The organism is Primorskyibacter flagellatus, assembly GCF_048268605.1.
Classification (GTDB): Bacteria; Pseudomonadota; Alphaproteobacteria; order Rhodobacterales; family Rhodobacteraceae; genus Primorskyibacter; species Primorskyibacter flagellatus.
The window spans coordinates 23,587-46,289 of the sequence record NZ_JBLWVF010000005.1 but is presented as its reverse complement, the minus strand read 5'-3'; the positions used below and the strand labels follow the sequence as shown (position 1 = coordinate 46,289).

Genomic DNA, 22,703 nt, shown 5'->3' with positions numbered 1-22,703 from the left:
GTTGCCCGCCTTATATCAGAGGCAGGATATGGGGTGCAATGGGTGTGACCAAGTTCCTCTGGCAGCCACCAGAACACTCTGCCAACACACTGTTTTTATTGAAAAGTAAATCTTTGCCCGGCATGATTTACAGACCCATAAGAAACGTGAGGTTCCCAATGCAGGAAAGCGAAACCGAACTGATGCTGCGTGGCTACGGGCTGACCACGGCCGAAATGTTCTACCGGATGCCGGACTACCGGAATGTTCTCAACACATTTATCTGGCAGGAATACGATCTTGCGCCGGATCATCCGAAACTGTTCCGGTTCATCGAATACTGGCAGGACGAGATCGAAGGCCCGTTGCATTCTGTCCGCTTCACCCATCGCAAGATGCTGTCATCGGGGGAATGGCAGAACGTCGTCGGGGAATTTACCTACCACTGATGACATGCAAAAACGGTTGGCGGGGGGCATATAGCCCCCCGATTGGCTTGGCGTTTCGCCTTGTCGCTATGGAATGATGCGGGTGTATTTCACACCTTCCAGAGTCGCGCCGACGCGCAGGCCGGACTGGCCGAAGACAACCGCAATGACCGGTGCCATGGAGGTTGTCGTTTCGGCCCCAAGCGTCGCACCGGTTTCCGGCGTGGCATAAAGCACGTTCGCACCGGCGGCCCATCCGGGCGAACGGCGGAAATTCAGCAAGGCATCTTCGGTCATGAAAAACAGCACATGCGCATATTGTTGCGCACCGATCTGAATGCCTGCGCTGGCCTTTGTCGTCGAATAGTAATCAACCGTCACACCACCGACACGCAGCGCGCCGCGCCCATAGGCACCGCCAAGGCCAAGACCGGCTTCGGTGACCAGCGGCATGACCAGCATACCGGTCGATTTGCTTTCCAAAGAGCGCGTGCCCGGAAAGTTCGTGAAAAGCTGCGCCAAGGTAGCGTCTACGCGGGCGTCGATCCGTTGCGGACCGTCACTGCCGATGCCGTTGGCACAGGCCGCGACAAGGGGCAGGGCCCCCAGAGAAAGTGTAAGATTGCGTCGGGAAATCTGGCTCATGTTGCCTGCTCTCGTTCTGATGCGGCGCGTGTCGGTTGCGCCTGATTGCCTCGGATCCGACGCTTCTGGCCGGTTATGCCGGTTTATACGCGGAAACCCGCCGTCTGTCACGCCAAAGCGTGGCCGTTCGGCGGGTGTCCGCTATGCTCCCAGCGCGCGCGCAGCTTCGGGCGCGAAATAGGTCAGCACACCGTCGCAGCCTGCGCGTTTGAAACACATCAGACTTTCCAGCATCGCGCGCTCTCCGTCGATCCAGCCGTTCTGCGCCGCCGCCTGGATCATCGCGTATTCGCCCGATACCTGATAGGCAAAGGTCGGCGCGCCGAATTCGGTCTTCACGCGGCGGCAAATGTCCAGATACGGCATGCCCGGCTTGACCATCACCATATCCGCGCCTTCGCCCAGATCGCGGGCCACCAGACGCAACGCCTCATCACCATTGGCCGGATCCATCTGATAGGTTTTCTTGTCGCCTTTCAGCGCGCCCGATGCGCCCACGGCATCGCGGAACGGGCCGTAAAAGGCGCTGGCATATTTCGCCGCATAGCTCAGTAACATGACATTGGAATGCCCCGCGCCCTCAAGCGCCTGACGCAGCGCGCCGATGCGTCCGTCCATCATATCCGACGGCCCGATAATATCCGCGCCAGCATCGGCCTGAGACAGCCCCTGTTTCACCAGCGCTTCCACCGTACGGTCATTGACGATCTCGCCATTTTCGACAAAGCCATCATGGCCGTCACTGTTATACGGATCAAGCGCCACATCCGTCATCACAGCCATGTCGGGCACTGCTGCCTTGATCGCCCGTGTGGCGCGGTTCGACAGATTTTCGGGGTTCCAGGCCTCGGCGCAATCGGCGGTCTTGAGTGCCGGATCGGTATAGGGGAACAGGCAAATCGCCGGGATGCCCATGGCAAACGCCTCGCGCGCCGCCTGCGCCACCAGATCGACCGACCGCCGCACGACGCCGGGCATCGAGGGGACAGGTTCTTCGATGCCTTCGCCATCGCGCACGAAGATCGGCCAGATAAGATCTGACGGGCAAAGCGCGTTCTCGCGGACCAGCGACCGGATGGCCTCGGACTGGCGCGCGCGCCGAAACCGGGCGGCGGGGAAGGGGGCCTGTTGATGTGACAAAGACGTTCACCTCTGGCAATTGCGTCTGACCCTTTGGATGCACCGTCAGGGGGCGCATTGTCCAGACCTTGCGGGTGCGCAACTTGGCAGAGGGCTTGCGGAAGCAACCGACGATTTCTTGTCATCACTGCCTGTCGACAACCAAGACGGAGCAACAGGGCAGGCCCGCCATCGCGCAGGCCTGCAACCGGACAGCTTTGCGGCGCATTCACGATGTGGCAGGCCACTCCCGGCCCGTCGTCCCAAACCGGATTTGCACGCGCATGTCTTGCGAAAGGGCGCGGTTAAGGGCAAACGGTCATGGCCAGCATGCATATCGACACGAAATTACGCGGAAAAGGCAGAGGATAGAATTTGTACGGAACCATATTCGAGGCAATCGACATGCGGTCGTTTTCCAGCATTTGGTTCTGGATCATGCTCGCGACTGTCTGGTCGATGGTCAGCCACCATGTGCTTGGCGTGCCCTACCACATGATTGCCGCCGCGCGCAGACAGGGTGGTCAGGCAGAGCAAGACCTGGAAGACATGGTCCGCATCAACGTCCTGCGACGTCTCCGCATGGCCGACCAGGCCGGGATTTGGCTGCTGGGTCTGGGTTGTTTCATGCTCACCGGGCTTTTGATTCTTGGCTGGGTGTATTGGATCGAGTTGGCCCAGGCACTGTTTCTTCTGGGCTTGCCACTGGGTTTCGTGGCGCTTCTGTCGCTGCTTACCGCAAAACGCATCCGTGCCGAGGGTCCTCAGGGTGAGGCGCTCTTTCGCCATTTGCACCGCCACCGTGTCTGGGTTCAGTCCGTGGCTATGGCGGCCATTTTCGTGACGACGCTTTGGGGCATGTACAGGACCTTGTCCGTCGGCGTTCTGGGATCATAAGGGCCGCCGCAGGTCCCCGCTTGAAATGGCACACCACCGCTCCTCAGACTCTTTTGCGCTTCTTCTTGGCCAAAATACTCCGGGGAGTATGAGGGGTTGGCCCCTCATTCCCGCACGTGTTTCCCGGCACGCGATCACGACGATGTGCTTGCGTGCCTGGGGTTAAGCTGGCCTGAATCCCAAGCCATCACGCACGAATGTGGCGGCCATCCAGGATGCCGCCCCTACCAGCACCGGGCATCAGCGCAGACATGTTCCGGCTCTTCTAGGCGCGGCCCGCGTATAGCCCCCCGCACCCTTGACCGCCAAAGCTCCAAGAACAAAAAATCACACACGGTCCTGCAAATGTGCTTGTCCCTCAAACGTGATCTCATCGAGAGCATCGACAATTTCGTGCGCGCCCTGCGCCAATAGCAATTGGCGATGCGATTTTCGCGATCCTGCAAGATGTTGCCCCCCCAGAAAGCCGATTGAACGCATTCCCGCGGCCCTTGCGGCCAGGATGCCATATGGCGAATCTTCGATCACCACGCATCTTTCGGGGGCAATGTTCATACTCCGGGCCGCATACAGGAACAGATCTGGAGCTGGCTTGCCTTGCGTCACCTGTTGGGCACTGAAAACACAGGGGAATTGGTCGGTCAGCTTCATGACACTCAGCGCAAAGTAGATGCGTTCGAACCCGCTGCTTGACGCAATGCAATAGGGGAGCCCATCCGCTTTGAGACGTGCAAGAAAATCGGCCACGCCTGCAACAGGAACCAGTTCTTTCGAGAACCTTTCAAACAGGATGGAATGCCAGTGGTTTTCGAAACCGTCCCATTTTCCTTCGGGGGCGATTTGGCTCGCATCGGCTTTGATCGCGTTCAGGGATTTTCCCAAAAATCGACGACGCGTCTCGGGCAGATCGAAAACGACGCCAAAGTCTTTCAGGGCGGATTGCAAACTGCCCAGTGAAATGACCTCGCTATCCGCCACAACGCCGTCGAAATCCAGGATCACCAGGTCGGTGACGGGGGCGGAGCATCGGGGATCATTGTTGTTGAGCGCCAAAAGGACCGTCCTATCGCAGCGCGCGGCCAGCCTGATCGAATTGATGCAGGCGATTGGGAGGAAATTCGACGCCGACCTCGGCATTCACCGCCGTCTGGTCGTCGCCATCAACGCGTGCGACCAAGGTCAGGCCGTCAGCCAGTCTTAGATATAGCAGGTTTTCGCCGCCCAGTTGTTCCTTGTTCGACACAACCGCGTCAACGTTTCCCCCGCCTTTCGGGTGGATAACCATATGTTCCGGACGGCAGCCGATATAGGTCGCCTCCGGGCGCAAAGCCATATCGCGCATGCCGCTGTGCCGGAACACGTTCATGGCCGGTGAGCCCATGAATTCGGCGACGAACTTGCTGTCCGGCGTGTGATAGATCTCCATCGGGGTGCCGACCTGTTCGATGCGACCGCCGTTGAGCACAACGATCCTGTCCGCCATCGTCATGGCCTCGACTTGGTCATGGGTCACATAGATCATTGTCGCGGCCAATTGCTTGTGCAAAGCCTCAAGCTCCACCCGCATCTGAACGCGGAGTTTGGCATCAAGGTTGGACAGTGGTTCGTCGAAAAGGAAAACCGACGGGTTCTTGACGATCGACCGGCCGATCGCGACACGCTGACGTTGACCGCCTGACAGTTGCGACGGCTTGCGGTCAAGATAGTCGGTCAGTTGCAGAATGCGCGCGGCCTCATCTATCCGCTCGGTGCGTTCGGCAGGGGCGACGCCGTTCACCTTCATCCCGAATTCCATGTTCTGGCGGACGGTCATATGCGGGTAAAGCGCATAGGACTGGAATACCATCGACAGGCCACGATCCGCAGGTTCAGCATTCGATACGTCTTTTCCGCCAATCTTCACCGTGCCGGAATCAATGCCTTCCAATCCTGCAAGGGCGCGCAGAAGCGTTGATTTCCCGCAGCCGGAAGGCCCGACAAAGACCACGAAATCACCGTCCGCCACATCCAGATCCACATCAAAAAGGGCCTGCATCTTACCGTAATACTTGTTGAGTTTTCGGATCTGTACTGTGGCCATCGTGGACTTCCTCCGTCGTCACCTTTGGGTTTCAACCGGCTTGAGTGAAAGAAAGCACTTGCTTTTTCATACCCGTCGAATTTACATTTGTATCCACGCAGACACATATGATTGTCAATCAATTACTGCGATAGGGAGGATGAGAAAATGAGTATCAGGAAGCTACTATGTTCCGTGGCTTTGAGCGGGGTCATGGCGACGGGGGCATTGGCTGAGGGGCATGGCTGGAGCCTGGCAAAAGCGGCGGAGCCATATGCGGGCACCACTGTCGATGTCGTGTTCCTGCTGCGTCCGGGCTACGAGGCGATTGAAGCCATGTTGCCGGCGTTCGAGGAAGAAACCGGCATCAAGGTAAACGTCATCAAGCACCCGTATGAGAATGCTCTGGGCGAACAGGTTCGCGACTTCGTGGCTGGCGGCGATCTGGATGTCGTGCTGATCGACCTTGTCTGGATCGGCAACTTTGCGGAAAACGACTGGGCGTTGCCGCTTGCTGATGTTCAGGCCAAGTTTCCAGATATTGTCGATCCTGATCTGGATATCGACGACTTCTTCTCGCTTGTGCTGAACGCGTTCGGAAGCTGGAACGGCACAACCTATGGCCTTCCGGTCGATAACTATTCGGGCCTGATGTTCTATAATCGCTGCATGCTTGAAGAAGCCGGTTTTGACGGCCCACCCGAGACATGGACAGAGTTGAAGGATGAGTACGGACCGGCGTTGACCAAAGACGGAAAATACGCCTTCGCGCTGCAATCCAAGCGCAATGAAACCCAGTCGGCAGACAGTTTTGCCCGGATGATCTGGCCGTTTGGCGGGTCTTTCCTGGACGCGGATTTCAAATCCAACCTCAACTCGCCTGAATCGCAGGCGGGCCTACAGTTCCGTCAGGATCTGATGCAATACATGCCGGATGGCATCGTGGCCTATGACCATGCCGAGGTCGTGAACGGTTTCGCTCAAGGCGATATTGCCATGATCACCGAGTGGTCGGCGTTTTATTCCAGCGTCGTCTCGCCGGAAACTTCCAAGGTCGCGGACTGCGTTGAAATCGCGCCAGAGCCAAAAGGCCCGGCAGGCCGCAAGCCTGCACTTGGGGGGTTCTCTATGGCTGTGGCAAGTCAGGCGGACGAGGCCGAGCAGGCCGCAGCCTATCTGTTCATCCAGTGGGCCACCTCCAAAGCCAATGCAGTCGAGTATGTCGAACGCGGCGGTGTCAGCGCCCGGCAGTCCGCCTATGAAGATCCGGCGCTGGCCGAGACGTTCAAGTATATCCCCGCGCTGGTCGAAAGCTGGCAGGACGGTGTGCCTGAATTCCGCCCACGCTTTGCCGAATGGCCCGAAATCACCGAGATCGTGCAGGAATGGGGCACGAAGATGATGCTGGGTGAGGTGACGACCGAAGAGGGCGCTCAGGAAATCGGCACCCGCATGGAAGCGGTGCTGGAAGAAGCCGGGTATTACTCGGGCGAAAAGCCGCTCGCGCAATAAGCCACACACCAACAAGAGGGCGGCGCAGAACGTGCCGCTCTCGCTCTGACTGCCGGGAGGCGCAGCATGCGCGGACAAGTTTCCAGACGTACAGTTATCGGTTTTATTGCTCCGGCAGTTTTCGGTCTTGCGATCGTCGGCATCGCGCCCTTGCTTTACGCGGCGTGGACCTCGCTGCATTTCTTCAACCTGATCAAGCTCAAGCAGGTCAAGTTCATCGGGCTTGAAAACTATTGGACGGTTCTGACAGACGAGGTGTTCTGGCAGGCGATGGGACGGACGTTCTTTCTGCTTTGCACAGCATTGCCCCTGCAATTGGCGCTTGGGCTGGGCATCGCACTGGTCCTGCACAAACCGGGGCTGACCATCCTCAAGACCCTTGCGCGGCTATCGCTGGTGCTGCCGATGGCCACGACCTATGCGGTTGTCGGCCTGTTGGGGCAGGTGATGTTCAACCAGAAATTCGGTGTCATCAATCAAATGCTTGGCGGCGCGAACATCAACTGGATCGGCGATCCGACCAATGCCTTTGCCATGATCATCTTCTGGGATGTCTGGCAGTGGACGCCTTTTGTCGCGCTGGTGCTGCTGGCGGGTCTGACCATGGTCCCCGGCGAGGTCGAGGAAGCCGCACGTCTGGAAACCAAAAGCTGGTGGACGGTCCTGCGCTATGTTCAATTGCCCTTCCTGCTGCCCGGTCTCGTGGCCGTGCTGATCCTGCGGACGGCGGACACGCTGAAGCTGTTTGACATGGTGTTCACACTTACACGCGGCGGGCCCGGTGCCGCGACCGAGTTCATATCCTTGATGATCCAGCGCGTCGGTTTTCGCGGGTTCGATCAGGGGCTGGCATCTGCGCAGGCGATCATCCTGCTGATCATCACCATCATTCTGGCGCAGATCTATATTCGCGTCTTCTACAAAGAGGTTTGAGCGATGAATACCACGCGGTCACTGGCCTCTCAGATCCTGCTGCTTTTCGTCATCATCGCGGTCTGTGTCTTTCCGTTCTACTGGATGGTGACCACGTCCTTGAAGACACAGATCGTCGCGCTGGAGGCGCCGCCGGTCTGGATATTCGAGCCGACCCTGAACAACTACCGCGAAGCGCTGTTCGAAGATGGCGTGTTGCGCACGCTGATCAACTCTCTGATCATTGCGATCTCGACCACGGTTCTGGCAATTTTTCTGGGGGTGCCCGCCGCTTTCGCACTGGCTCGGTTCGAGTTTCGTGGGAAAAAGGACCTTTGGTTCTGGTTCATCACCAACCGCATGGTCTCGCCCATCGTGCTGGCGCTGCCGTTCTTCCTGATCGCGCGGAATCTGGGGATGCTTGACAAGCACATCACGCTGATCCTGATCTACCTGACCTTCAATCTGCCGATCGTGATCTGGATCGTCACGGACCAGTTTCGCGGTATTCCTTACGATCTGGACGAAGCCGCGCGTCTGGAAGGGGCGTCGCAATTCAGGATCATGCGCAAGATCTGTCTGCCCCTGGCCATGCCGGGCGTCGCGGTCTCGGCGATCTTCTCGTTCATATTCTCGTGGAACGAGCTGATGTTCGGCCTGATCCTGACCCGGTCCGAGGCCAAGACTGCCCCCGCAATGGCCGTGTCCTTCATGGAAGGCTACAACCTTCCCTATGGCAAGATCATGGCGACCTCTACGCTGATCGTGATCCCGGTGCTGATCTTTGCGCTGCTTGCGTCCAAGCAACTGGTGCGTGGTCTGACCATGGGGGCGGTCAAATGAGCGATGCCGGTTCCGGATTGTGCACGCGCGGCAAGCTCCACCTGCGGCCCCGCCGCTATGACGTCTAGCGGTTCAGATGTCGCGGAGTGTCAAAATTGAACAGATCGATGAGGACGAACAGCTTTTGGTACGTCTGGCCTGGGCCTGCGAGATCGAAGGCCTGACACAGGCCGACGCCGCAAAGCGGTTCGGAATCACCCGAATGCGCGTGAACAAGGCACTCGGCGAGGCCCGGCGCCGCGGCATCTTGAGGATCAGTGTCGATTCCATTTATGCGGCCTCGGCGGATCTGGAATGGAAAATCGAACGCGGTTTCGGGCTGGCGCGTGCCGTGATCGTCCCTTCGCCGCAAAGCCCTGCCTCGACAACGCCACTGATAAGCGCGGGGTTGGGCAGCTATCTGGGACCAATTCTGACTGATCCCGGTTTGCAAAAATTTGGCATGTCCTGGGGAAATACGCTTAATCTGGCCACCCGCTTCATGCAGCCGATCGACCGGCCCGACCTGGAGATCGTGTCGATCATGGGCGGCATCGTGCGCGGGTCGGATGTGAACGGCTATGAAATCACCACAAGGCTTGCCGATCTGTGCAACGCGGAACACAGTTTTTTCACCGCGCCGTTATTTGCCGGAAGTGCCGAAAGCCAGGCGATGTTCATGCAGCAGGACATTATCGCGGATATGCTTGACAAGATCCGCTCTTGCGGGGCGGTCGCGTTGGCGACCGGGGATCTGTGCAGTTCGCTGCTGGTCCGCGATGCGCTGCCCAAGGATATTGACGCCGAAGAGCTGCGCGCGTGCGGCGGCGTGGGCGACATTATCGGGCATGTGCTTGATGAGAATGGTGCGCTTATCGACCATCCGGTGAATCAGCGCGTTATCGGTGTTTCGCTGGAGGACCTGACGGCGATACCCAACGTGATCCTTGCCGCGGGGGGCGCGCATAAGGTGCCGGTAATAACGGCGGCGCTACGGCGCGGTTTTGTGAACACGTTGGTGACGGATGAGGACACGGCCCGCGCATTGCTTGAAAACTCGACAGTGGCGCGGGACACTGATTGAACAGGTTCAGTTTAGACGGGGGTAGCGATGCCGATTGCACTGGTATTGGAAGAAAAGAACAAGCTGGCGCTGAGGGACATTGCCCTGCCAGATGATGTGGGGCCGGGTGACGTGCGGATCGCCGTGGATACGGTCGGTGTCTGCGGTAGCGATGTGCACTATTACACGCATGGAAAGATTGGCCCCTTTGTCGTCAACGCGCCGATGGTTCTGGGCCACGAGGCCGCGGGCATTGTCACGGAACTGGGCGAGGGCGTGTCACATCTGGCGGTCGGGGATCGCGTCTGCATGGAGCCGGGTATTCCCAACATGGCCTCCAAGGCCACTAAGCTGGGTGTCTATAATGTCGATCCCGATGTGCGGTTCTGGGCCACGCCGCCGGTGCATGGATGCCTGACGCCGTCGGTGGTCCATCCCGCTGCCTTCACCTATAAACTGCCCGAGAATGTGAGTTTTGCCGAGGGTGCGATGGTCGAACCCTTTGCGATCGGAATGCAAGCGGCAACCCGTGCCCGGATCAAGCCCGGCGATGTGGCGCTGGTCACAGGGGCTGGCCCAATCGGAATCATGGTGGCGCTGGCGGCTTTGGCGGCGGGATGCTCCAAGGTTTATATCTCTGATCTGGTCGATGAAAAGCTGGGCGTTGCCGCAAATTACGGGAATATCCACCCGATCAACGTGACCAGGGACAACGCGGCAGAGGTCGTGCGCGCGGGCACGTCTGGCTGGGGCGCTGATGTGGTCTTTGAATGTGCGGGGGCGGCAAAATCGGTGCAGACAGCGCTGGAGGCAGTGGCACCTGCGGGCTGCGTGGTTTGGGTCGGGATGCCGGTGGATCCGGTCCCGGTGGACATCGTGCTGGCCCAATCCAAGGAAATCCGCATGGAAACGGTGTTTCGCTATGCAAACATGTATGATCGCGCGATAGAGCTTTTGGCGTCTGGCAAAGTTGATCTCAAACCGCTGATCTCGGCCACATTTGCATTCTCCGACAGCGTGAAAGCCTTTGATCGCGCCGTCGAGGCGCGCCCGACCGACGTCAAGATACAGATCAGCATGCAGGACGCCTGAGCGATGGTCCCGTCCCGAGAGAGACTGGCAGAGCGGGTTCTGGACGAATTGCGGCCGGGTCTGGGCAAAGCCGTTCTGGATCAGATCGACAACCTTTCAACGGAACTGACCGGTGCCGGCCGTATCGTCTGCTACGGCGTCGGGCGCGAGGGGTTGATGATGAAGGCGCTGGCAATGCGCCTGTTTCATCTGGGCCTTGATGCGCATGTGGCGGGCGACATGACAGTGCCGCCGGTTGCGGATGGCGACGTGCTGTTCATAAGCGCGGGCCCCGGTGATTTCTCGACAGTTGCGGGCTTGGCACAGGTCGCGCGGAACGCGGGCGCAAGGGTGCTGTGCATTACGGCGACGCCTGACGGGGCTGTGCCGCTGAAAGCGGATTTGGTAATCCATCTGCCCGCGCAGACCATGGCGTCGGATCAGGGGGTAACTGACAATTCTGTGTTGCCGATGGGATCATTATTCGAGGTGCTGATGCTGGTGTTCTTTGAATTTCTGGTTCTGGATCTGCGCGACCGTCTGGCCCTGTCACCAGAGGCGATGCGCGCCAATCACACCAATCTGGAGTAGACCATGTCGGACTGGGAAACCCGATTTAGCCTTGCCGGGCGCACGGCGCTTGTGACGGGCGCATCGTCGGGGATCGGCTTTGCCATCGCCGAGGTGTTTGCCGATGCAGGCGCGGATATCATCGGTCATGGGCGGGATCGTGACAGGTTGTCGGAACTGGGCCGGATCGTGTCGGCACGGGGACGCAAATTTACGGCTGTGACGGGTGATCTGGCCTGCGCGGATGAAACTGCCGGCATCGCCAAAGCAGCATTGGCAGGTGCAGCGGGACACATCGACATTCTGGTCAATTCGGCCGGGATCGCGGTCACCGGGCCCGTGACCACCTATGCCATTGAGGATTGGGCACGGACGATGGCCGTGAATTTGACAGCCCCCTTTGTGCTGTCGCAGGCTTTGCTGCCCGGAATGATGGCGCGCGGATCGGGGAAGATCATCAACATTTCGTCGCAGACCGGCGTTATCGCGCTGCAAGACCATGCGGCCTATGCCACCTCAAAGGGCGGGCTGAACGCCCTGACCAAATCGCTGATGGTCGAGGCCGCGCCACATAACGTACAGGTCAATGCGATCTGCCCGACCGTGGTGATGACTGAGATGGGCAAACAGCTTTGGTCCGCGCCCGAGAAGAAAGACCCGTTTATCGCCCGCACACCACTTGGGCGTTTCGGGGAACCGGTCGAGATTGCGGATATGGCGCTTTATCTCGCCTCAACCGCTTCGGACCTCGTGAACGGGGCCATCATGATGATCGAAGGCGGTCATTCCAGCATTTAGGGAGCAGTCGAAATGAATGATCTGAACGGCAAGGTTGTTGCCATCACAGGCGCGGCCTCTGGCATCGGTCTGGCTTGCGCGCGGGAATGTCTGGTTGCAGGTGCGCGGGTGGCGCTGATCGACAGCAACGAGGCTGCGGTGCAGAAAGCCTGTGCAGAGCTTGGCGCAGGCACCTATCCGGTGGTGACCGATTTGTTGAACCCGGAGAGCGTCGCGCAGATGCTGCCGCAGATTTTGGCACAGGCCGGCAGGCTGGATGTGTTCCACGCCAATGCGGGGGCCTATGTGGGGGGCGACGTTCTTGAAGGCGATCCGGATCAATGGGACAGGGTGCTGAACCTCAACATCAACGCGGTGTTCCGATCGGTCCATGCCGTGCTTCCGCATCTGGCGGCGCAGAAATCCGGCGATGTCATTTTTACCAGCTCTGTCGCCGGGGTCGTTCCCGTCGTATGGGAACCGATCTATACAGCGTCCAAACATGCGGTGCAGGCCTTCACCCACACAGTGCGTCGGCAAATGTCCAAACACGGGGTGCGGGTGGGTGCGATCCTGCCGGGGCCTGTTGTCACGGCGTTGCTGGATGACTGGCCCAAGGCCAAGATGGATCAGGCGCTGGCCGAAGGCAGCCTGATGCAACCCAAGGAAGTTGCGGATTGCGTGGTTTTCATGCTGACACGGCCGCGGAACGTGACCATTCGCGATCTGGTCCTTCTGCCCAATGCTGTGGATCTGTAGATGACCGGACCTTATTTTGTAGGTGTTGATGTCGGAACCGGCAGCGCGCGCGCCGGGCTGTTCGATGCGGCAGGCACCTTGCTGGCCAGCCGGAAGCGCGACATTCAGATGTGGCGTGATGCGGGCGATATCGCCGAACAATCGTCCGACGACATCTGGGCCGCTGTCTGCCATGCGGTACAAGACGTGATGGCGCAGACGGGGATTGATCCCGAGCAGGTCGCGGGCCTTGGCTTCGATGCGGCCTGTTCGCTGGTGATGCTGGATGCGCAGATGCAGCCGCTCTCGGTCAGCTTGACCGAGGATGCCGCGCGCAACGTGATGGTCTGGATGGATCACCGCGCCATGGATCAGGCCGCGCGGATCAACGCCACAGGCCATTCGGTGCTGGACTATGTCGGTGGGCGCATTTCACCGGAAATGCAAACGCCCAAGCTTCTGTGGCTCAAGGAAAACCTGCCTGACCGTTTTGCATCCGCAGGGCAATTTTTCGACTTGCCCGACTTTTTGACATGGGTCGCGACCGGGTCGTTGACGCGTTCCGCCTGCACCGTAACCTGCAAGTGGACCTATCTGGCCCATCAAGACAAGTGGGCTTCCAGCTATTTCCACCAGATCGGATTGAGCGAATTGGCAGAGGAGGATTACGCGCGCATTGGTCAGATAATCGTCGCCCCCGGCAGTCCTTTGGGCCGCGGGTTGACCAAGAAGGCAGCGGAGTCCCTGGGCTTGCGTCCGGGCACGCCCGTCGGTGCAGGGCTGATTGACGCCCATGCTGGTGGCATAGGCACCGTTGGTGCAGACCGTGATGCCGGGGCAGAGGCGACAATGGCCTATGTCTTTGGAACCTCGGCCTGCACGATGGCGTCGTCTGCGCAGGCGCATTTTGTACCGGGTGTCTGGGGCCCTTATTATTCGGCCATGGTGCCGGGGCTTTGGCTGAGTGAGGGCGGGCAATCCGCGGCCGGCGAGGCCATTGCGCATCTGATCGCCACACATCCCGCCCGTGCCGAAGCCAAGTCTCGTGCCGACGCCGCCGGGCAAAGCATCCAAAGCTATCTTCTTGGCGAAGCACAGCGTCGATGTCCTGACCTGAGTTCCGCCGTCACCCTGGCAGGTGCTCGCATCATCGTTCCTGATTTTCTGGGCAACCGCGCGCCCCATGCCGATCCCCACGCAACAGCGGTGGTGTCCGGTCTGACAATGGCGACGGATTTCGAGGACATGCTGGCAACCTATGTGGCGGGGGTCTTGGGCGTCGGCTATGGGCTGCGCCAGATCATCGAAGCTCAGCGCGCCCACAATGTGGCACCGCGCGCGCTGGTGATCAGCGGCGGGGCAGGCGAAAGCGATATGATGAAGCAGCTTATGGCGGATGCGGGTGGATTGCCGATCCTGTCAACCACCTGTTCAGCGCCGGTGCTGCTGGGGGCGGCAATGCTGGGGGCCGTTGCCTCTGGCCATCATGCGACATTGCAGGATTGCATGGACAGCATGTCCCATATCGGCGCGCGGTTTGACCCTGCCGGGGGCCATATCGCCGCGCAACACGAGCTGCGCTTTGCAGCTTATCAAAGCCTTCAAGAGGTCGAGAGGGATTTGCGGGCGCGTTTGGCAAAGCTTGAAGGGCAGGAGGGTCTGTGATGCAGCAAATTGGCGTGGGCAGCGATAGCTAGTCGTTGCCCTGGGGGTGCCACTGATGTCATGGGCATGGCGATATGGCGTCGATCGCACCAGACCACACTTCTGGATACGTCTTAAACGGCCAGAGGTCTGTTCGTCCATCGGGCAGTCTGACCGAATTTCAGAAAATGACACCTTTGCGCAGGATGAAGCACCCAAAAGGGCGGTCCTCGCTGCATTGCACAACGGCAAAGCTGCCCCCGGCGCGGCGATAAAAGGCCTGACGTTCGATGCTTGATAAAATTCCGCCCTCCGGCAAGCGCGGTGTCAGCACGTCCCAGACGGCCTGATGCACCTCTGACATGGTGTCAGGCTGATCGTCGATTTCCATGCGCAGGACGGAATGCGTGTGGAACGTGTCCAGTGGCATCAGGCGGGTAATCAGATCGGCCACGATGGTTGCGTCATGGCCGGGATAATGGATCACGTCCTTGACCAGACAGCCTGCGGCCGACCACTGCGCCGGATAGTTTCTATCTGCGATCACGATCTCGTCGCCATGCCCCATCCGCGCAAGCGTGTAGAGCAATTCGGGTGTCGTTCGTGGGTCCAGTCCGATCAGCATTGGGGCGCTCCGTTCCTGTTGGGGGTCCGGCCCGGAAACTGTCAGGGCCGGATCAGTTTGCATCAGCGCGCGGGCAGGGCCATCCAGTCGGCCATCGCCACATCGGCATGCTGGAACTGGGGCATCTTCGCGCCCAGATCTTCCATATTGCGGATGTCATTGTCGTTCAGGAAGGTCTGCGTGATCAGGGTGGGCGGCACCACCACGGAGGCTCCCGGATCCTCACCCGTCAGCATCAAGGCCAGTGCCCGGACCGAAACCTCTCCCACCACGGACGGGTTCGTGGCCACGGTCGCTTTCCAGGCGCTGCCCGGTTCCCGCATCAGGGCGATATCCGCGGTCGAGACGTCGGCGGAATAGATGCTCAAGTCACCACTCAGGCCCAGCTCGTCCGCGGCGATTTTCACGCCTTTCGCAAACTCGTTAAAGGGCGCGAAAAATACCGAGATGTTGGGATTGGCCTGAAGCGCCGCGCGCGCCTGATTGGCGTTGGCGTTGGCAATCGGATTGTCGAGCGTGCCGACCCGCGCCGCCTCGGTGATGCCGGGATTGGCCTGCTTGACCTCTTCCCAGGCGACATGGCGACGATCCAGCGGGGCAATGCCCGGAACATAGACATAGCCTGCCGCGAAACTGTCGCCATTGTCGGCAATCGCCTGTTCCAGCGCCAGCTTGCCCAGCAGGTAATCGGATTGTTCGATCTGGGGGATGGCCTCGTTTTCGACATTCACATCGAAGGCCACAACCTTGATGCCCGCATCCACGGCCCGCTGCGCGGCCTCGCGCATGGATTCCGTCAGCCCGTGCTGGATGATGATCCCGTCCACACCCAGCGCAATCGCCTGATCGACCATATCGGCCTGAAGTGCCGCGTCCTGACGGCTGTCCAGCACGCGCAGGTTGACGCCAAGCGCATCAGCCTGGGTTTCGACGCCGGACAGATAGGCCTGAAAAAAGTCGCCCGTGGACAGGTAGCGCACCAGCGCGATGGTCACATCCTCGGGTTTGTCCAGAGGGGCGGGCGCCTCTTGTGCCGTTGCCGCGCCCGCGCCAAGCGCAAGGCTTGCCACGCTCGCCATGGCCATGAAGTGACGTCTTAACATATCGCGTTCTCCCATTCGCTGATGATCAATGTCCCGTGCCGGTACGGCGTGAGGACAGGTAAAATGTGAAGACAAGAGCGGCGACAAGCACGGCCCCCTTGACGAAATCCTGTGTGTAATAGGGCGCGTTCATCATCGTCATGCCTTGCAGCAGGATGCCGACGAACAGCGCGCCAATGGCGGTGCCGAATGCGTTTGGCCGGGCCACACCCAGAACCGCAAACCCGATCAGCGCCGCCGCGACGCTGTCCAGCAGCAGGTTGTTGCCGCTGGCGATGTCGCCGCGCCCCAGCCGTGCGGCCAGCAGAATGCCCCCGATAGAGGCCGTCACGCCAGAGATCATGTAGGCGGCGATCTTGTAGCGGTTGACCGGTGTGCCGACGAGCGCGGCCGCCCGCGCATTCGACCCGATCGCGTACATCAGGCGACCATGCCGGGTGAACCCCAGAAACAGCCAGATCAGCACGGCAATGGCAACGAAGATCACCACGGGCATCGGCAACAGCCGGTCGATCACCACGTCGAAACGATGGCGGCCCAGCCACAGGAACGCGGCCGAGAATGTGCCTTCGGCCACGCTGCCGTCCGGCAGCATCATGCCTGTCGCGATGGAGTTGCCCTGCGTCGGGATGCGCTGCAAGCCGATCAGAAGGAACATCATGCCCAGCGTCGCCAACAGGTCCGGCACCCGGAATTTCACGATCAGCAATCCGTTGATGAACCCGACCAGCGCACCCATCGCAAGGCACAGCGCAACGGCCACAGGGGCCGGATGTTCGAGGATCACCATGGAATAGGCCGACAGCATCAGCGCCGATGTCGCGACCGCCCCGATGGACAGGTCAAACCCGCCGACAACCAGCGTGCAGGTCACACCAAGCGCGAGGATGCCCGTGATCGCCACCGATTGCAGCACGAATGCGGCGGATAATGGGCCAAAGAAGCCCGGTGCCGCGAGGCTGAAATAGACGATCAGCCCGATCAGCAGGATCAAAAAGCCATAACGGATGGCGAAGTCTAGAAGTCGGTCGTTCATGTAGCAGTGCCTGTTGCGATAGGTTTGGCCCCCGAAATATCCGCGACCAGCGCGGCGAGGTCGATGTTCTGGTTTGCGTGCTCGCCGACGATTGCGCCCTCATTCATCACGATGATGCGGTCGGCGAGTTCAAGCGCCTCGTCAATCTCGGCAAGAAAGACCAATGTGGCGCGCCCCGGTGCCGTGGCGCGAATATGGCGACCGATGTCACGACGCGCCCCGATGTCCACGCCCTGAAACGGCTCATCCAGCAGCAGCACCTTCGCGGGTTCCAGCAGCCAGCGGGCGATCATCGCCTTTTGCTGGTTGCCCCCCGACAGCGTGTTGATGCCGTCGCCCACCGACTGACAGACGATACCAAGCTGGTCGACCATCTCTTGCGCCTTGCTGCGTTGTCTGCGGGCCTTGAGGAATGACCCGACGCTGAGACCCTGAAGGAAGGGCAGGGTCATGTTGTCGGCAATGTCGAAAGCCGGGATCACCGCATTTGTGCCCCGGTCCTTCGGGGACATGAACACCCCCTGTGCAACCGCATCCTCGACCGAGCGGGGGGCGTAATCTTTGCCGTTGATGCGGATCTGCCCCTGTGCGGCGCGCGCGATACCGAACAGGATCTCGGCCAGCCGACTTTTGCCGCTGCCCAACAACCCGACAAGCGCCACCACCTCGCCATCATGCGCTGCAAGGTTGATCGGTGCGGCATTGGCGAACAGTTGCAGATCCTGCAATTCGAGAACCGGTTTGGTGCCGTTTTGCACCGCGACATCCACATCGGTCATGCGGTGTCCCAACATCGCCGTGACGGCGGCTTCGTAATCAAGCGGATCCGTGTCGAACACACCAGAGATTGCACCGTCGCGCATCACCACGATGCGGTCTGCAATGCGGCGGATGTCAGACATGCGGTGCGAGATATACAGGATCGCGACGCCCTGATCGCGCAGCCGGTCGATCAGCGCAAAAAGCCGGTCCGCTTCGGTTGCGGACAGCGATGAGGTCGGCTCGTCCAGGATCAGCACTTTCGGGGCGCGGGCCATGGCGCGGGCGATGGCGATCATCTGGCGATCGGCAACCGCCAGGTCGGACACCCGCGCGCGCAGGTTCACGTCGATGCCCATCGCGGCAGCCACCTTGGCGGCCTGGGCGCGCAAGTCGCGTTCGCGCACGAACAGACCGTGACCGCGATCCACCAGACTGTCGAGCATCAGGTTGTTGGCGACGTCCAGATCGGGGATGACGCCGTCATCAATCGATTGATGCACCGTAACGACGCCCTTGCGGATCGCGTCCGCCGCATCTGTCGGCTCGAACGCTGATCCGGCCAGTGTCATGGTGCCGCCATCGGCGTGATGATGGCCACAGATCACCTTGACCAGCGTCGATTTGCCCGCACCGTTCGCCCCCATCAGAACAGTGACGGAGCCCGGCGAAAGGGTCAGGTCGATCTGGCGCAATACATGGTTTTTCCCGAAGGATTTTTGCAATCCGTTTACTTTGAGCGCGTCACCGGCCACTCGCTTCCTCCCGTTGATGGGGCGACGGTAGGCGCGGGGGAATGCATTTGTCAAATGGTTTGACAAAAGTATAAATACGGGGCTACCCAAGACGTGACAGCGCGTCGAAGCAAGAGGGAGACATCGCTGATGAGCGCAGACACGGCGTATGAAGCATTAACCGTGGAGACCTTGCCGAAACGGTTGAAAGACGTGACGGCCCTGACAGCGCAGGTCGGTGAAGATCCGGCATTGTGGCAGGTGGAAGAGGTCGGGGACGGCAATCTCAACCTTGTGTTCATCGTCACGGGCCCCGGCGGTAAAGTCATCGTCAAACAGGCGCTGCCCTATGTGCGCCTTGTCGGCGATAGCTGGCCTTTGCCCCTGTACCGGGCGTTTTACGAATATCACGCGCTGATCCGTCAGGCCGCCCGCGATCCGGGGGCGGTGCCGGCCATTTACCATTTCGACGAGTCGCAGGCGCTGATCATCATGGAGTTTCTGGCCCCGCATGTGATCCTGCGCCGCAAGCTGATCGCGGGCGAACATGTCGCCGGTCTTGCAGAGTTTCTGGGGCGTTACTGCGCACGCACGGCCTTTCGCGGCTCGGAACTGTCGATGAACAGCCCGGACAAGAAAGCGGATGTGGCGCTGTTTGCCGGCAATGTGGAAATCCCCGCCATCACCGAGGCGTTGGTCTTTACCGATCCGTATTTCGATGCAGAGATGAACAGCCATACGAAGGGTCTGGAACCCGTCATTGCAACGCTGCGCGCGGATGTTGCCCTCAAGGTCAAGGCGCAGCAGGCGTTGCAGCGCTTCGTGTCGAATACCGAAACCATGGTGCATGGCGATCTGCATTCCGGGTCCATCATGTCGACGGGTCGCGACAGCCGGGTGATTGACCCGGAATTCGTGCAATACGGCCCGCTGGGATTCGATATCGGGATGCTTTGTGCGAATTTCCTGATGGCCTATTTCAGCCAGCCTGCGCATCGCGGGGCTGACCTTGACGAATATCAGGACTGGATCCTTGGCCTCATCGCGGACACCTGCCGCATTTTCGAGTCGGAGTTTCGCCACCTCTGGGCGACCGAGCGGACGGGCATCCTGTTTCCCGCCGCGCTGTTCGAAGATCAGGGCCATGACAGCACGCCGGCCTGCGACGCCGTTCTGACAGGGCTGTGGTGCGACGCCTGGGCCGTTTGCGGGATCGAGATGCATCGGCGTTGCCTGTCATTGGCACATAATGCCGATTTCGAAGACATCGCCGATATGTCGGTCCGCGCATCGCTTGAGGCCCGGAACCTCTTGATGGGCGCGGAACTGATTCACACGGCAGATACGGTTGCAGATGCGCAGGCGGTTTGCGCCCTTGCACGGGCCTACAATGGAAAGGACGTCTTATGAAGATCGACGGCACGCATTACCGGTCCCTGTGGTGGAACGATGACAAGGACGTTCTGGAAATCATCGATCAACGCTGGTTGCCGCATGAGTTCCGCGTGGATCCTGTGGCGACGATGCAGGATTTTGCGGATGCGATCTACCAGATGCGGGTCCGGGGGGCGCCGCTGATCGGGGCCACGGCGGCCTATGGCATGGCACTCGCGATGGCCGAGGATCCAACGGATACGAATATGGATGCGGCCTGGACGTTTCTTGAGAAGACCCGCCCAACGGCCATCAACCTTCGCTGGGCGCTGGACCGCTGCCGGGCGGCTTTGCGCCCCTTGGCCGAGGCCGACCGCGCCGCAGCCGCGTTGACCCTCGCGCATGAGATCGCCGATGAGGATGTCGAGATCAACCGCCGGATCGGTGAGAACGGTCTTGCCCTGATCCACGAGATCGCCGCCAGAAAACCGGCGGGTGAGCCTGTGCGGGTGCTGACCCATTGCAATGCCGGATGGCTGGCCACCGTGGATTGGGGCACCGCGACAAGCCCGATGTATCATGCCCATGACGCGGGCGTTGCCTTGCATGTCTGGGTGGATGAAACCCGCCCGCGCAATCAGGGCGCGCTGACCGCATGGGAGCTGGGCAAACACGGCGTGCCGCACACCTATATCACCGACAATGCAGGCGGGCATCTGATGCAGCACGGCATGGTGGATCTGGTCATCACCGGAACCGACCGCACCACCCGGCGCGGCGATGTCTGCAACAAGATCGGCACCTATCTCAAGGCGCTGGCGGCACGGGACAATGAGGTGCCGTTCTACGTCGCACTGCCATCGCCGACAATCGACTGGACCGTCAGCGACGGCGTGGCCGAAATCCCCATCGAAGAGCGCAACGCGCAGGAGATCACCCATGTGCAGGGCCTGACAGAGGACGGGCGCATCGGCACCGTGCAGGTCACGCCCGCCGGGACGGACGGGGGCAACCCGGCCTTTGACGTGACGCCGAACCGTCTGGTCACCGGCCTGATCACCGAACGCGGGGTTTGCGAGGCGTCCGAGGAGGGACTGGCCAATCTGTTCCCGGATTTTGCCAGAGCGGCAGAATAGGCGATGCCCATGTCCGTTGGGCCGTTGGGCAAGGCAAAACCCGGTGCCACGGATGTTGCGCGGCTTCCGCCGCGCGACGACACGCCGTTTGTCGAGGCGGCATGGCTTTATTATCACGACGGGCTGAACCAGAACGAGATCGCGGAACGTATGCGGATCAGCCGCGCGTCGGTGGTCAATTACCTCAATGAGGCGCGCGCGCGGGGCTGGGTGCGCGTGCATCTTGACAGCGATGTGTTCTGCGGCCATCGGCTCGCGGCAGAGCTTTGCGCCGTCTACGGGCTGGCCGAGGCGCTTGTGGTGCCCGATGATCCGGTCGATCCCGACGGCGCTGCGGCGAGTGTCGCGCGGGTGACGCGGGCCGCTGCCGACTGGTTTCCCCGACTGCTGGGGCCGGGCGACAGGCTGGGCGTGTCCTGGGGCGCGACCATCTATCAGATGGCGCAGCAATTGCCCAACATGCCGGTGCCGGACCTGACGGTGATCCAGCTTCTGGGGTCGCGCCCCGCCGCACTTGGCTTTGCGGCCGAGGCCTGTACCGCGATGCTGGCGCAACGGCTGGGCGGGCAATGCATCAACCTGCATGTGCCGCTGGTGCTGTCGAGCAAGGCGTTGCGCGACGCGCTGTCAGCCGAACCGGTCGTGCATGATCAGCTTGACGCACTGGCAGGCTGCAACAAGACCGTTCTGGCTTGCGGCACCTGCGATGCCGACGCCCATGTGGTGCGCTCCGGTATCCTGAGCGCTGAAACCATCGCTGATGCCCGTGACAATGGTGCAGTCGGCGTGATCTGTGGCCGGTTGATCGACAGCGCGGGGCAGCCCGTGCCGACCGAGGTTGAGGACCGCATGATCGGCGTGACCCTGGATCAGATGCGCGGCAAGGATATGGCGCTTCTGGTCGCCGCCGGGCCGGGCCGCGCGGCACCTGCAAAGGCGGCCATCAAGGGCGGCTTTGTCACGCATCTCGCGACCAGTACACGGGTCGCGCAAGAATTGTTGGAGATGAACCCATGACGCCTGCACCCCCGCTTCCCGATACCACCGCAACCCGTCAGGCCTTGATCGACGCCTGCCTCTGGATGAACGAACGGCACCTCAACCAAGGCACTTCGGGCAATATCTCTGCCCGGACCCATGACGGTATCCTGATCACGCCGTCCGGTGTGCCGTACGAGGCCCTGTCGCCCGACGCGATGGTCACGATCCCGCTGTCCGGCTTGCCCAAGGACGGCAACCCAAAGCCGTCTTCGGAATGGCCATTCCATCAGGGGATGCACAACGCGCGTCCCGATATGCCGGTGGTTTTGCACGCGCATCCGCCCTATTGCAGCGTGCTTGCGGTACAGCGCCGACAGATCCCGGCGTGCCACTACATGATAGCGGCCTTTGGCGGAAATAATGTGCCGATGACGGATTATGCGCTCTTTGGTAGTCCCGAACTTTGTGCCAACATGGCCCAGATCATGGCGGACCGGCACGGCTGCCTGATGGCCAATCACGGCGCGACGGTTCTGGGCGAAACGATCGACAAGGCCCGTTGGCGGCTGGAAGAACTTGAAACGCTTGCGCGCACCTACCTGTTCAGCAGCATCGGCGGAGAGGCGCAGATCCTGTCGGATGCCGAGATCGCAGAAGTGCTGGTCGCGTTCCAAAGCTACGGGCCGCGAGAGGCAGACAACACAGAAGACTAAGGAAGC

23 protein-coding genes are annotated in these 22,703 nt (G+C 60.5%); 15 read left to right on the top strand and 8 right to left on the bottom strand.

Going from position 1 to position 22,703, the window contains the following annotated elements; translation table 11 throughout:
* Window positions 1–158 precede the first annotated feature (158 nt).
* On the top strand, window positions 159–428 hold the full coding sequence (locus ACN0WV_RS07800) for an usg protein (RefSeq protein ID WP_116597027.1): 270 nt from the start codon (window positions 159–161) through the stop codon (window positions 426–428).
* A gap of 66 nt (window positions 429–494) precedes the next feature.
* Here the strand turns inward: ACN0WV_RS07800 and ACN0WV_RS07795 are convergent, their stop codons facing one another.
* Complete coding sequence (locus ACN0WV_RS07795; RefSeq protein ID WP_084350076.1) at window positions 495–1,052, bottom strand: lipid-binding SYLF domain-containing protein; 558 nt, start codon at window positions 1,050–1,052, stop codon at window positions 495–497.
* A gap of 141 nt (window positions 1,053–1,193) precedes the next feature.
* Window positions 1,194–2,192, bottom strand: coding sequence for a porphobilinogen synthase (hemB, locus tag ACN0WV_RS07790; protein WP_417604840.1), 999 nt, complete (start codon window positions 2,190–2,192; stop codon window positions 1,194–1,196).
* A 417-nt stretch (window positions 2,193–2,609) separates the two neighbouring features.
* Here hemB and ACN0WV_RS07785 point away from each other — a divergent pair, with 417 nt between their 5' ends.
* Window positions 2,610–3,068 carry a component of SufBCD complex gene (locus ACN0WV_RS07785; protein WP_417604838.1) on the top strand — a complete coding sequence of 153 codons (459 nt, stop codon included), beginning with the start codon at window positions 2,610–2,612 and terminating at the stop codon, window positions 3,066–3,068.
* Window positions 3,069–3,395: 327 nt separating this feature from the next.
* Here the strand turns inward: ACN0WV_RS07785 and ACN0WV_RS07780 are convergent, their stop codons facing one another.
* Together ACN0WV_RS07780 and ACN0WV_RS07775 are read right to left on the bottom strand one after the other, a co-directional pair.
* Window positions 3,396–4,121 (bottom strand): HAD family hydrolase, encoded by a 726-nt coding sequence (locus ACN0WV_RS07780; RefSeq protein ID WP_417604836.1) that lies wholly within the window; start codon window positions 4,119–4,121, stop codon window positions 3,396–3,398.
* A 10-nt stretch (window positions 4,122–4,131) separates the two neighbouring features.
* Window positions 4,132–5,148, bottom strand: coding sequence for an ABC transporter ATP-binding protein (locus tag ACN0WV_RS07775; protein WP_417604835.1), 1,017 nt, complete (start codon window positions 5,146–5,148; stop codon window positions 4,132–4,134).
* A gap of 147 nt (window positions 5,149–5,295) precedes the next feature.
* On the opposite strand from ACN0WV_RS07775, the gene ACN0WV_RS07770 reads away from it, so the two are divergent.
* From ACN0WV_RS07770 to ACN0WV_RS07730, 9 genes are all read left to right on the top strand, one after another.
* Window positions 5,296–6,639, top strand: a complete 1,344-nt coding sequence (locus ACN0WV_RS07770) for an ABC transporter substrate-binding protein (protein WP_417604833.1) — start codon at window positions 5,296–5,298, stop codon at window positions 6,637–6,639.
* A gap of 66 nt (window positions 6,640–6,705) precedes the next feature.
* Window positions 6,706–7,572, top strand: a complete 867-nt coding sequence (locus tag ACN0WV_RS07765) for a carbohydrate ABC transporter permease (RefSeq protein WP_084350071.1) — start codon at window positions 6,706–6,708, stop codon at window positions 7,570–7,572.
* A gap of 3 nt (window positions 7,573–7,575) precedes the next feature.
* Window positions 7,576–8,394: a carbohydrate ABC transporter permease gene (locus tag ACN0WV_RS07760; protein ID WP_417604831.1), complete on the top strand. Its 819-nt coding sequence runs from the start codon at window positions 7,576–7,578 to the stop codon at window positions 8,392–8,394.
* A 76-nt stretch (window positions 8,395–8,470) separates the two neighbouring features.
* Window positions 8,471–9,457 carry a sugar-binding transcriptional regulator gene (locus tag ACN0WV_RS07755; RefSeq protein ID WP_417604830.1) on the top strand — a complete coding sequence of 329 codons (987 nt, stop codon included), beginning with the start codon at window positions 8,471–8,473 and terminating at the stop codon, window positions 9,455–9,457.
* A 27-nt stretch (window positions 9,458–9,484) separates the two neighbouring features.
* Window positions 9,485–10,528 carry an NAD(P)-dependent alcohol dehydrogenase gene (locus ACN0WV_RS07750; RefSeq protein WP_417604829.1) on the top strand — a complete coding sequence of 348 codons (1,044 nt, stop codon included), beginning with the start codon at window positions 9,485–9,487 and terminating at the stop codon, window positions 10,526–10,528.
* Window positions 10,529–10,531: 3 nt separating this feature from the next.
* The gene (locus tag ACN0WV_RS07745) at window positions 10,532–11,098 is read left to right on the top strand and encodes an SIS domain-containing protein (RefSeq protein ID WP_417604827.1); all 567 of its coding nucleotides are present in this window, start codon (window positions 10,532–10,534) and stop codon (window positions 11,096–11,098) included.
* Window positions 11,099–11,101: 3 nt separating this feature from the next.
* A complete protein-coding gene (locus tag ACN0WV_RS07740; protein WP_417604825.1) occupies window positions 11,102–11,875 on the top strand; it encodes an SDR family NAD(P)-dependent oxidoreductase in 774 nt (257 codons plus the stop codon).
* Between the two features lie 12 nt (window positions 11,876–11,887).
* A complete protein-coding gene (locus tag ACN0WV_RS07735; RefSeq protein WP_417604823.1) occupies window positions 11,888–12,613 on the top strand; it encodes an SDR family oxidoreductase in 726 nt (241 codons plus the stop codon).
* Complete coding sequence (locus ACN0WV_RS07730) at window positions 12,614–14,257, top strand: FGGY-family carbohydrate kinase (RefSeq protein ID WP_417604822.1); 1,644 nt, start codon at window positions 12,614–12,616, stop codon at window positions 14,255–14,257.
* 160 nt (window positions 14,258–14,417) lie between these two features.
* On the opposite strand, the gene ACN0WV_RS07725 is transcribed toward ACN0WV_RS07730, so the two are convergent.
* The 4 genes from ACN0WV_RS07725 to ACN0WV_RS07710 form a co-directional block, all read right to left on the bottom strand.
* A complete protein-coding gene (locus tag ACN0WV_RS07725; RefSeq protein WP_417604821.1) occupies window positions 14,418–14,861 on the bottom strand; it encodes an RbsD/FucU family protein in 444 nt (147 codons plus the stop codon).
* 62 nt (window positions 14,862–14,923) lie between these two features.
* Entirely contained in the window at window positions 14,924–15,964 is a 1,041-nt protein-coding gene (locus tag ACN0WV_RS07720) for a substrate-binding domain-containing protein (RefSeq protein WP_417604819.1), read from the bottom strand.
* A gap of 25 nt (window positions 15,965–15,989) precedes the next feature.
* Entirely contained in the window at window positions 15,990–17,000 is a 1,011-nt protein-coding gene (locus ACN0WV_RS07715; RefSeq protein WP_084350062.1) for an ABC transporter permease, read from the bottom strand.
* Window positions 16,997–18,514: a sugar ABC transporter ATP-binding protein gene (locus tag ACN0WV_RS07710; RefSeq protein ID WP_417604817.1), complete on the bottom strand. Its 1,518-nt coding sequence runs from the start codon at window positions 18,512–18,514 to the stop codon at window positions 16,997–16,999. Before ACN0WV_RS07710 ends, ACN0WV_RS07715 begins: the two co-directional genes overlap by 4 nt.
* A 129-nt stretch (window positions 18,515–18,643) precedes the next feature.
* Between ACN0WV_RS07710 and mtnK the strand changes: the two genes are divergently transcribed.
* Genes mtnK through ACN0WV_RS07690 form a run of 4 tightly spaced genes read left to right on the top strand, consistent with a single transcriptional unit; the run spans window position 18,644 to window position 22,697 of the window.
* Window positions 18,644–19,903 carry an S-methyl-5-thioribose kinase gene (gene mtnK / locus ACN0WV_RS07705; protein ID WP_417604816.1) on the top strand — a complete coding sequence of 420 codons (1,260 nt, stop codon included), beginning with the start codon at window positions 18,644–18,646 and terminating at the stop codon, window positions 19,901–19,903.
* Window positions 19,900–21,003 carry an S-methyl-5-thioribose-1-phosphate isomerase gene (gene mtnA / locus ACN0WV_RS07700; protein ID WP_417604814.1) on the top strand — a complete coding sequence of 368 codons (1,104 nt, stop codon included), beginning with the start codon at window positions 19,900–19,902 and terminating at the stop codon, window positions 21,001–21,003. Before mtnK ends, mtnA begins: the two co-directional genes overlap by 4 nt.
* A gap of 3 nt (window positions 21,004–21,006) precedes the next feature.
* Window positions 21,007–22,020: a sugar-binding transcriptional regulator gene (locus ACN0WV_RS07695; RefSeq protein WP_417604812.1), complete on the top strand. Its 1,014-nt coding sequence runs from the start codon at window positions 21,007–21,009 to the stop codon at window positions 22,018–22,020.
* A complete protein-coding gene (locus ACN0WV_RS07690) occupies window positions 22,017–22,697 on the top strand; it encodes a class II aldolase/adducin family protein (protein ID WP_417604811.1) in 681 nt (226 codons plus the stop codon). Before ACN0WV_RS07695 ends, ACN0WV_RS07690 begins: the two co-directional genes overlap by 4 nt.
* Window positions 22,698–22,703: the final 6 nt, after the last annotated feature.

Bases quoted from the DNA above. Each gene is read 5' to 3' on its own strand.
- ACN0WV_RS07800 (WP_116597027.1), top strand. From the start codon at position 159: ATGCAGGAAAGCGAAACCGAACTGATGCTGCGTGGCTACGGGCTGACC.
- ACN0WV_RS07795 (WP_084350076.1), bottom strand. From the start codon at position 1,052: ATGAGCCAGATTTCCCGACGCAATCTTACACTTTCTCTGGGGGCCCTG.
- ACN0WV_RS07785 (WP_417604838.1), top strand. From the start codon at position 2,610: ATGCTCGCGACTGTCTGGTCGATGGTCAGCCACCATGTGCTTGGCGTG.
- ACN0WV_RS07775 (WP_417604835.1), bottom strand. From the start codon at position 5,148: ATGGCCACAGTACAGATCCGAAAACTCAACAAGTATTACGGTAAGATG.
- ACN0WV_RS07770 (WP_417604833.1), top strand. From the start codon at position 5,296: ATGAGTATCAGGAAGCTACTATGTTCCGTGGCTTTGAGCGGGGTCATG.
- ACN0WV_RS07765 (WP_084350071.1), top strand. From the start codon at position 6,706: ATGCGCGGACAAGTTTCCAGACGTACAGTTATCGGTTTTATTGCTCCG.
- ACN0WV_RS07760 (WP_417604831.1), top strand. From the start codon at position 7,576: ATGAATACCACGCGGTCACTGGCCTCTCAGATCCTGCTGCTTTTCGTC.
- ACN0WV_RS07755 (WP_417604830.1), top strand. From the start codon at position 8,471: ATGTCGCGGAGTGTCAAAATTGAACAGATCGATGAGGACGAACAGCTT.
- ACN0WV_RS07750 (WP_417604829.1), top strand. From the start codon at position 9,485: ATGCCGATTGCACTGGTATTGGAAGAAAAGAACAAGCTGGCGCTGAGG.
- ACN0WV_RS07745 (WP_417604827.1), top strand. From the start codon at position 10,532: ATGGTCCCGTCCCGAGAGAGACTGGCAGAGCGGGTTCTGGACGAATTG.
- ACN0WV_RS07740 (WP_417604825.1), top strand. From the start codon at position 11,102: ATGTCGGACTGGGAAACCCGATTTAGCCTTGCCGGGCGCACGGCGCTT.
- ACN0WV_RS07735 (WP_417604823.1), top strand. From the start codon at position 11,888: ATGAATGATCTGAACGGCAAGGTTGTTGCCATCACAGGCGCGGCCTCT.
- ACN0WV_RS07730 (WP_417604822.1), top strand. From the start codon at position 12,614: ATGACCGGACCTTATTTTGTAGGTGTTGATGTCGGAACCGGCAGCGCG.
- ACN0WV_RS07725 (WP_417604821.1), bottom strand. From the start codon at position 14,861: ATGCTGATCGGACTGGACCCACGAACGACACCCGAATTGCTCTACACG.
- ACN0WV_RS07720 (WP_417604819.1), bottom strand. From the start codon at position 15,964: ATGTTAAGACGTCACTTCATGGCCATGGCGAGCGTGGCAAGCCTTGCG.
- ACN0WV_RS07715 (WP_084350062.1), bottom strand. From the start codon at position 17,000: ATGAACGACCGACTTCTAGACTTCGCCATCCGTTATGGCTTTTTGATC.
- mtnK (WP_417604816.1), top strand. From the start codon at position 18,644: ATGAGCGCAGACACGGCGTATGAAGCATTAACCGTGGAGACCTTGCCG.
- mtnA (WP_417604814.1), top strand. From the start codon at position 19,900: ATGAAGATCGACGGCACGCATTACCGGTCCCTGTGGTGGAACGATGAC.
- ACN0WV_RS07695 (WP_417604812.1), top strand. From the start codon at position 21,007: ATGCCCATGTCCGTTGGGCCGTTGGGCAAGGCAAAACCCGGTGCCACG.
- ACN0WV_RS07690 (WP_417604811.1), top strand. From the start codon at position 22,017: ATGACGCCTGCACCCCCGCTTCCCGATACCACCGCAACCCGTCAGGCC.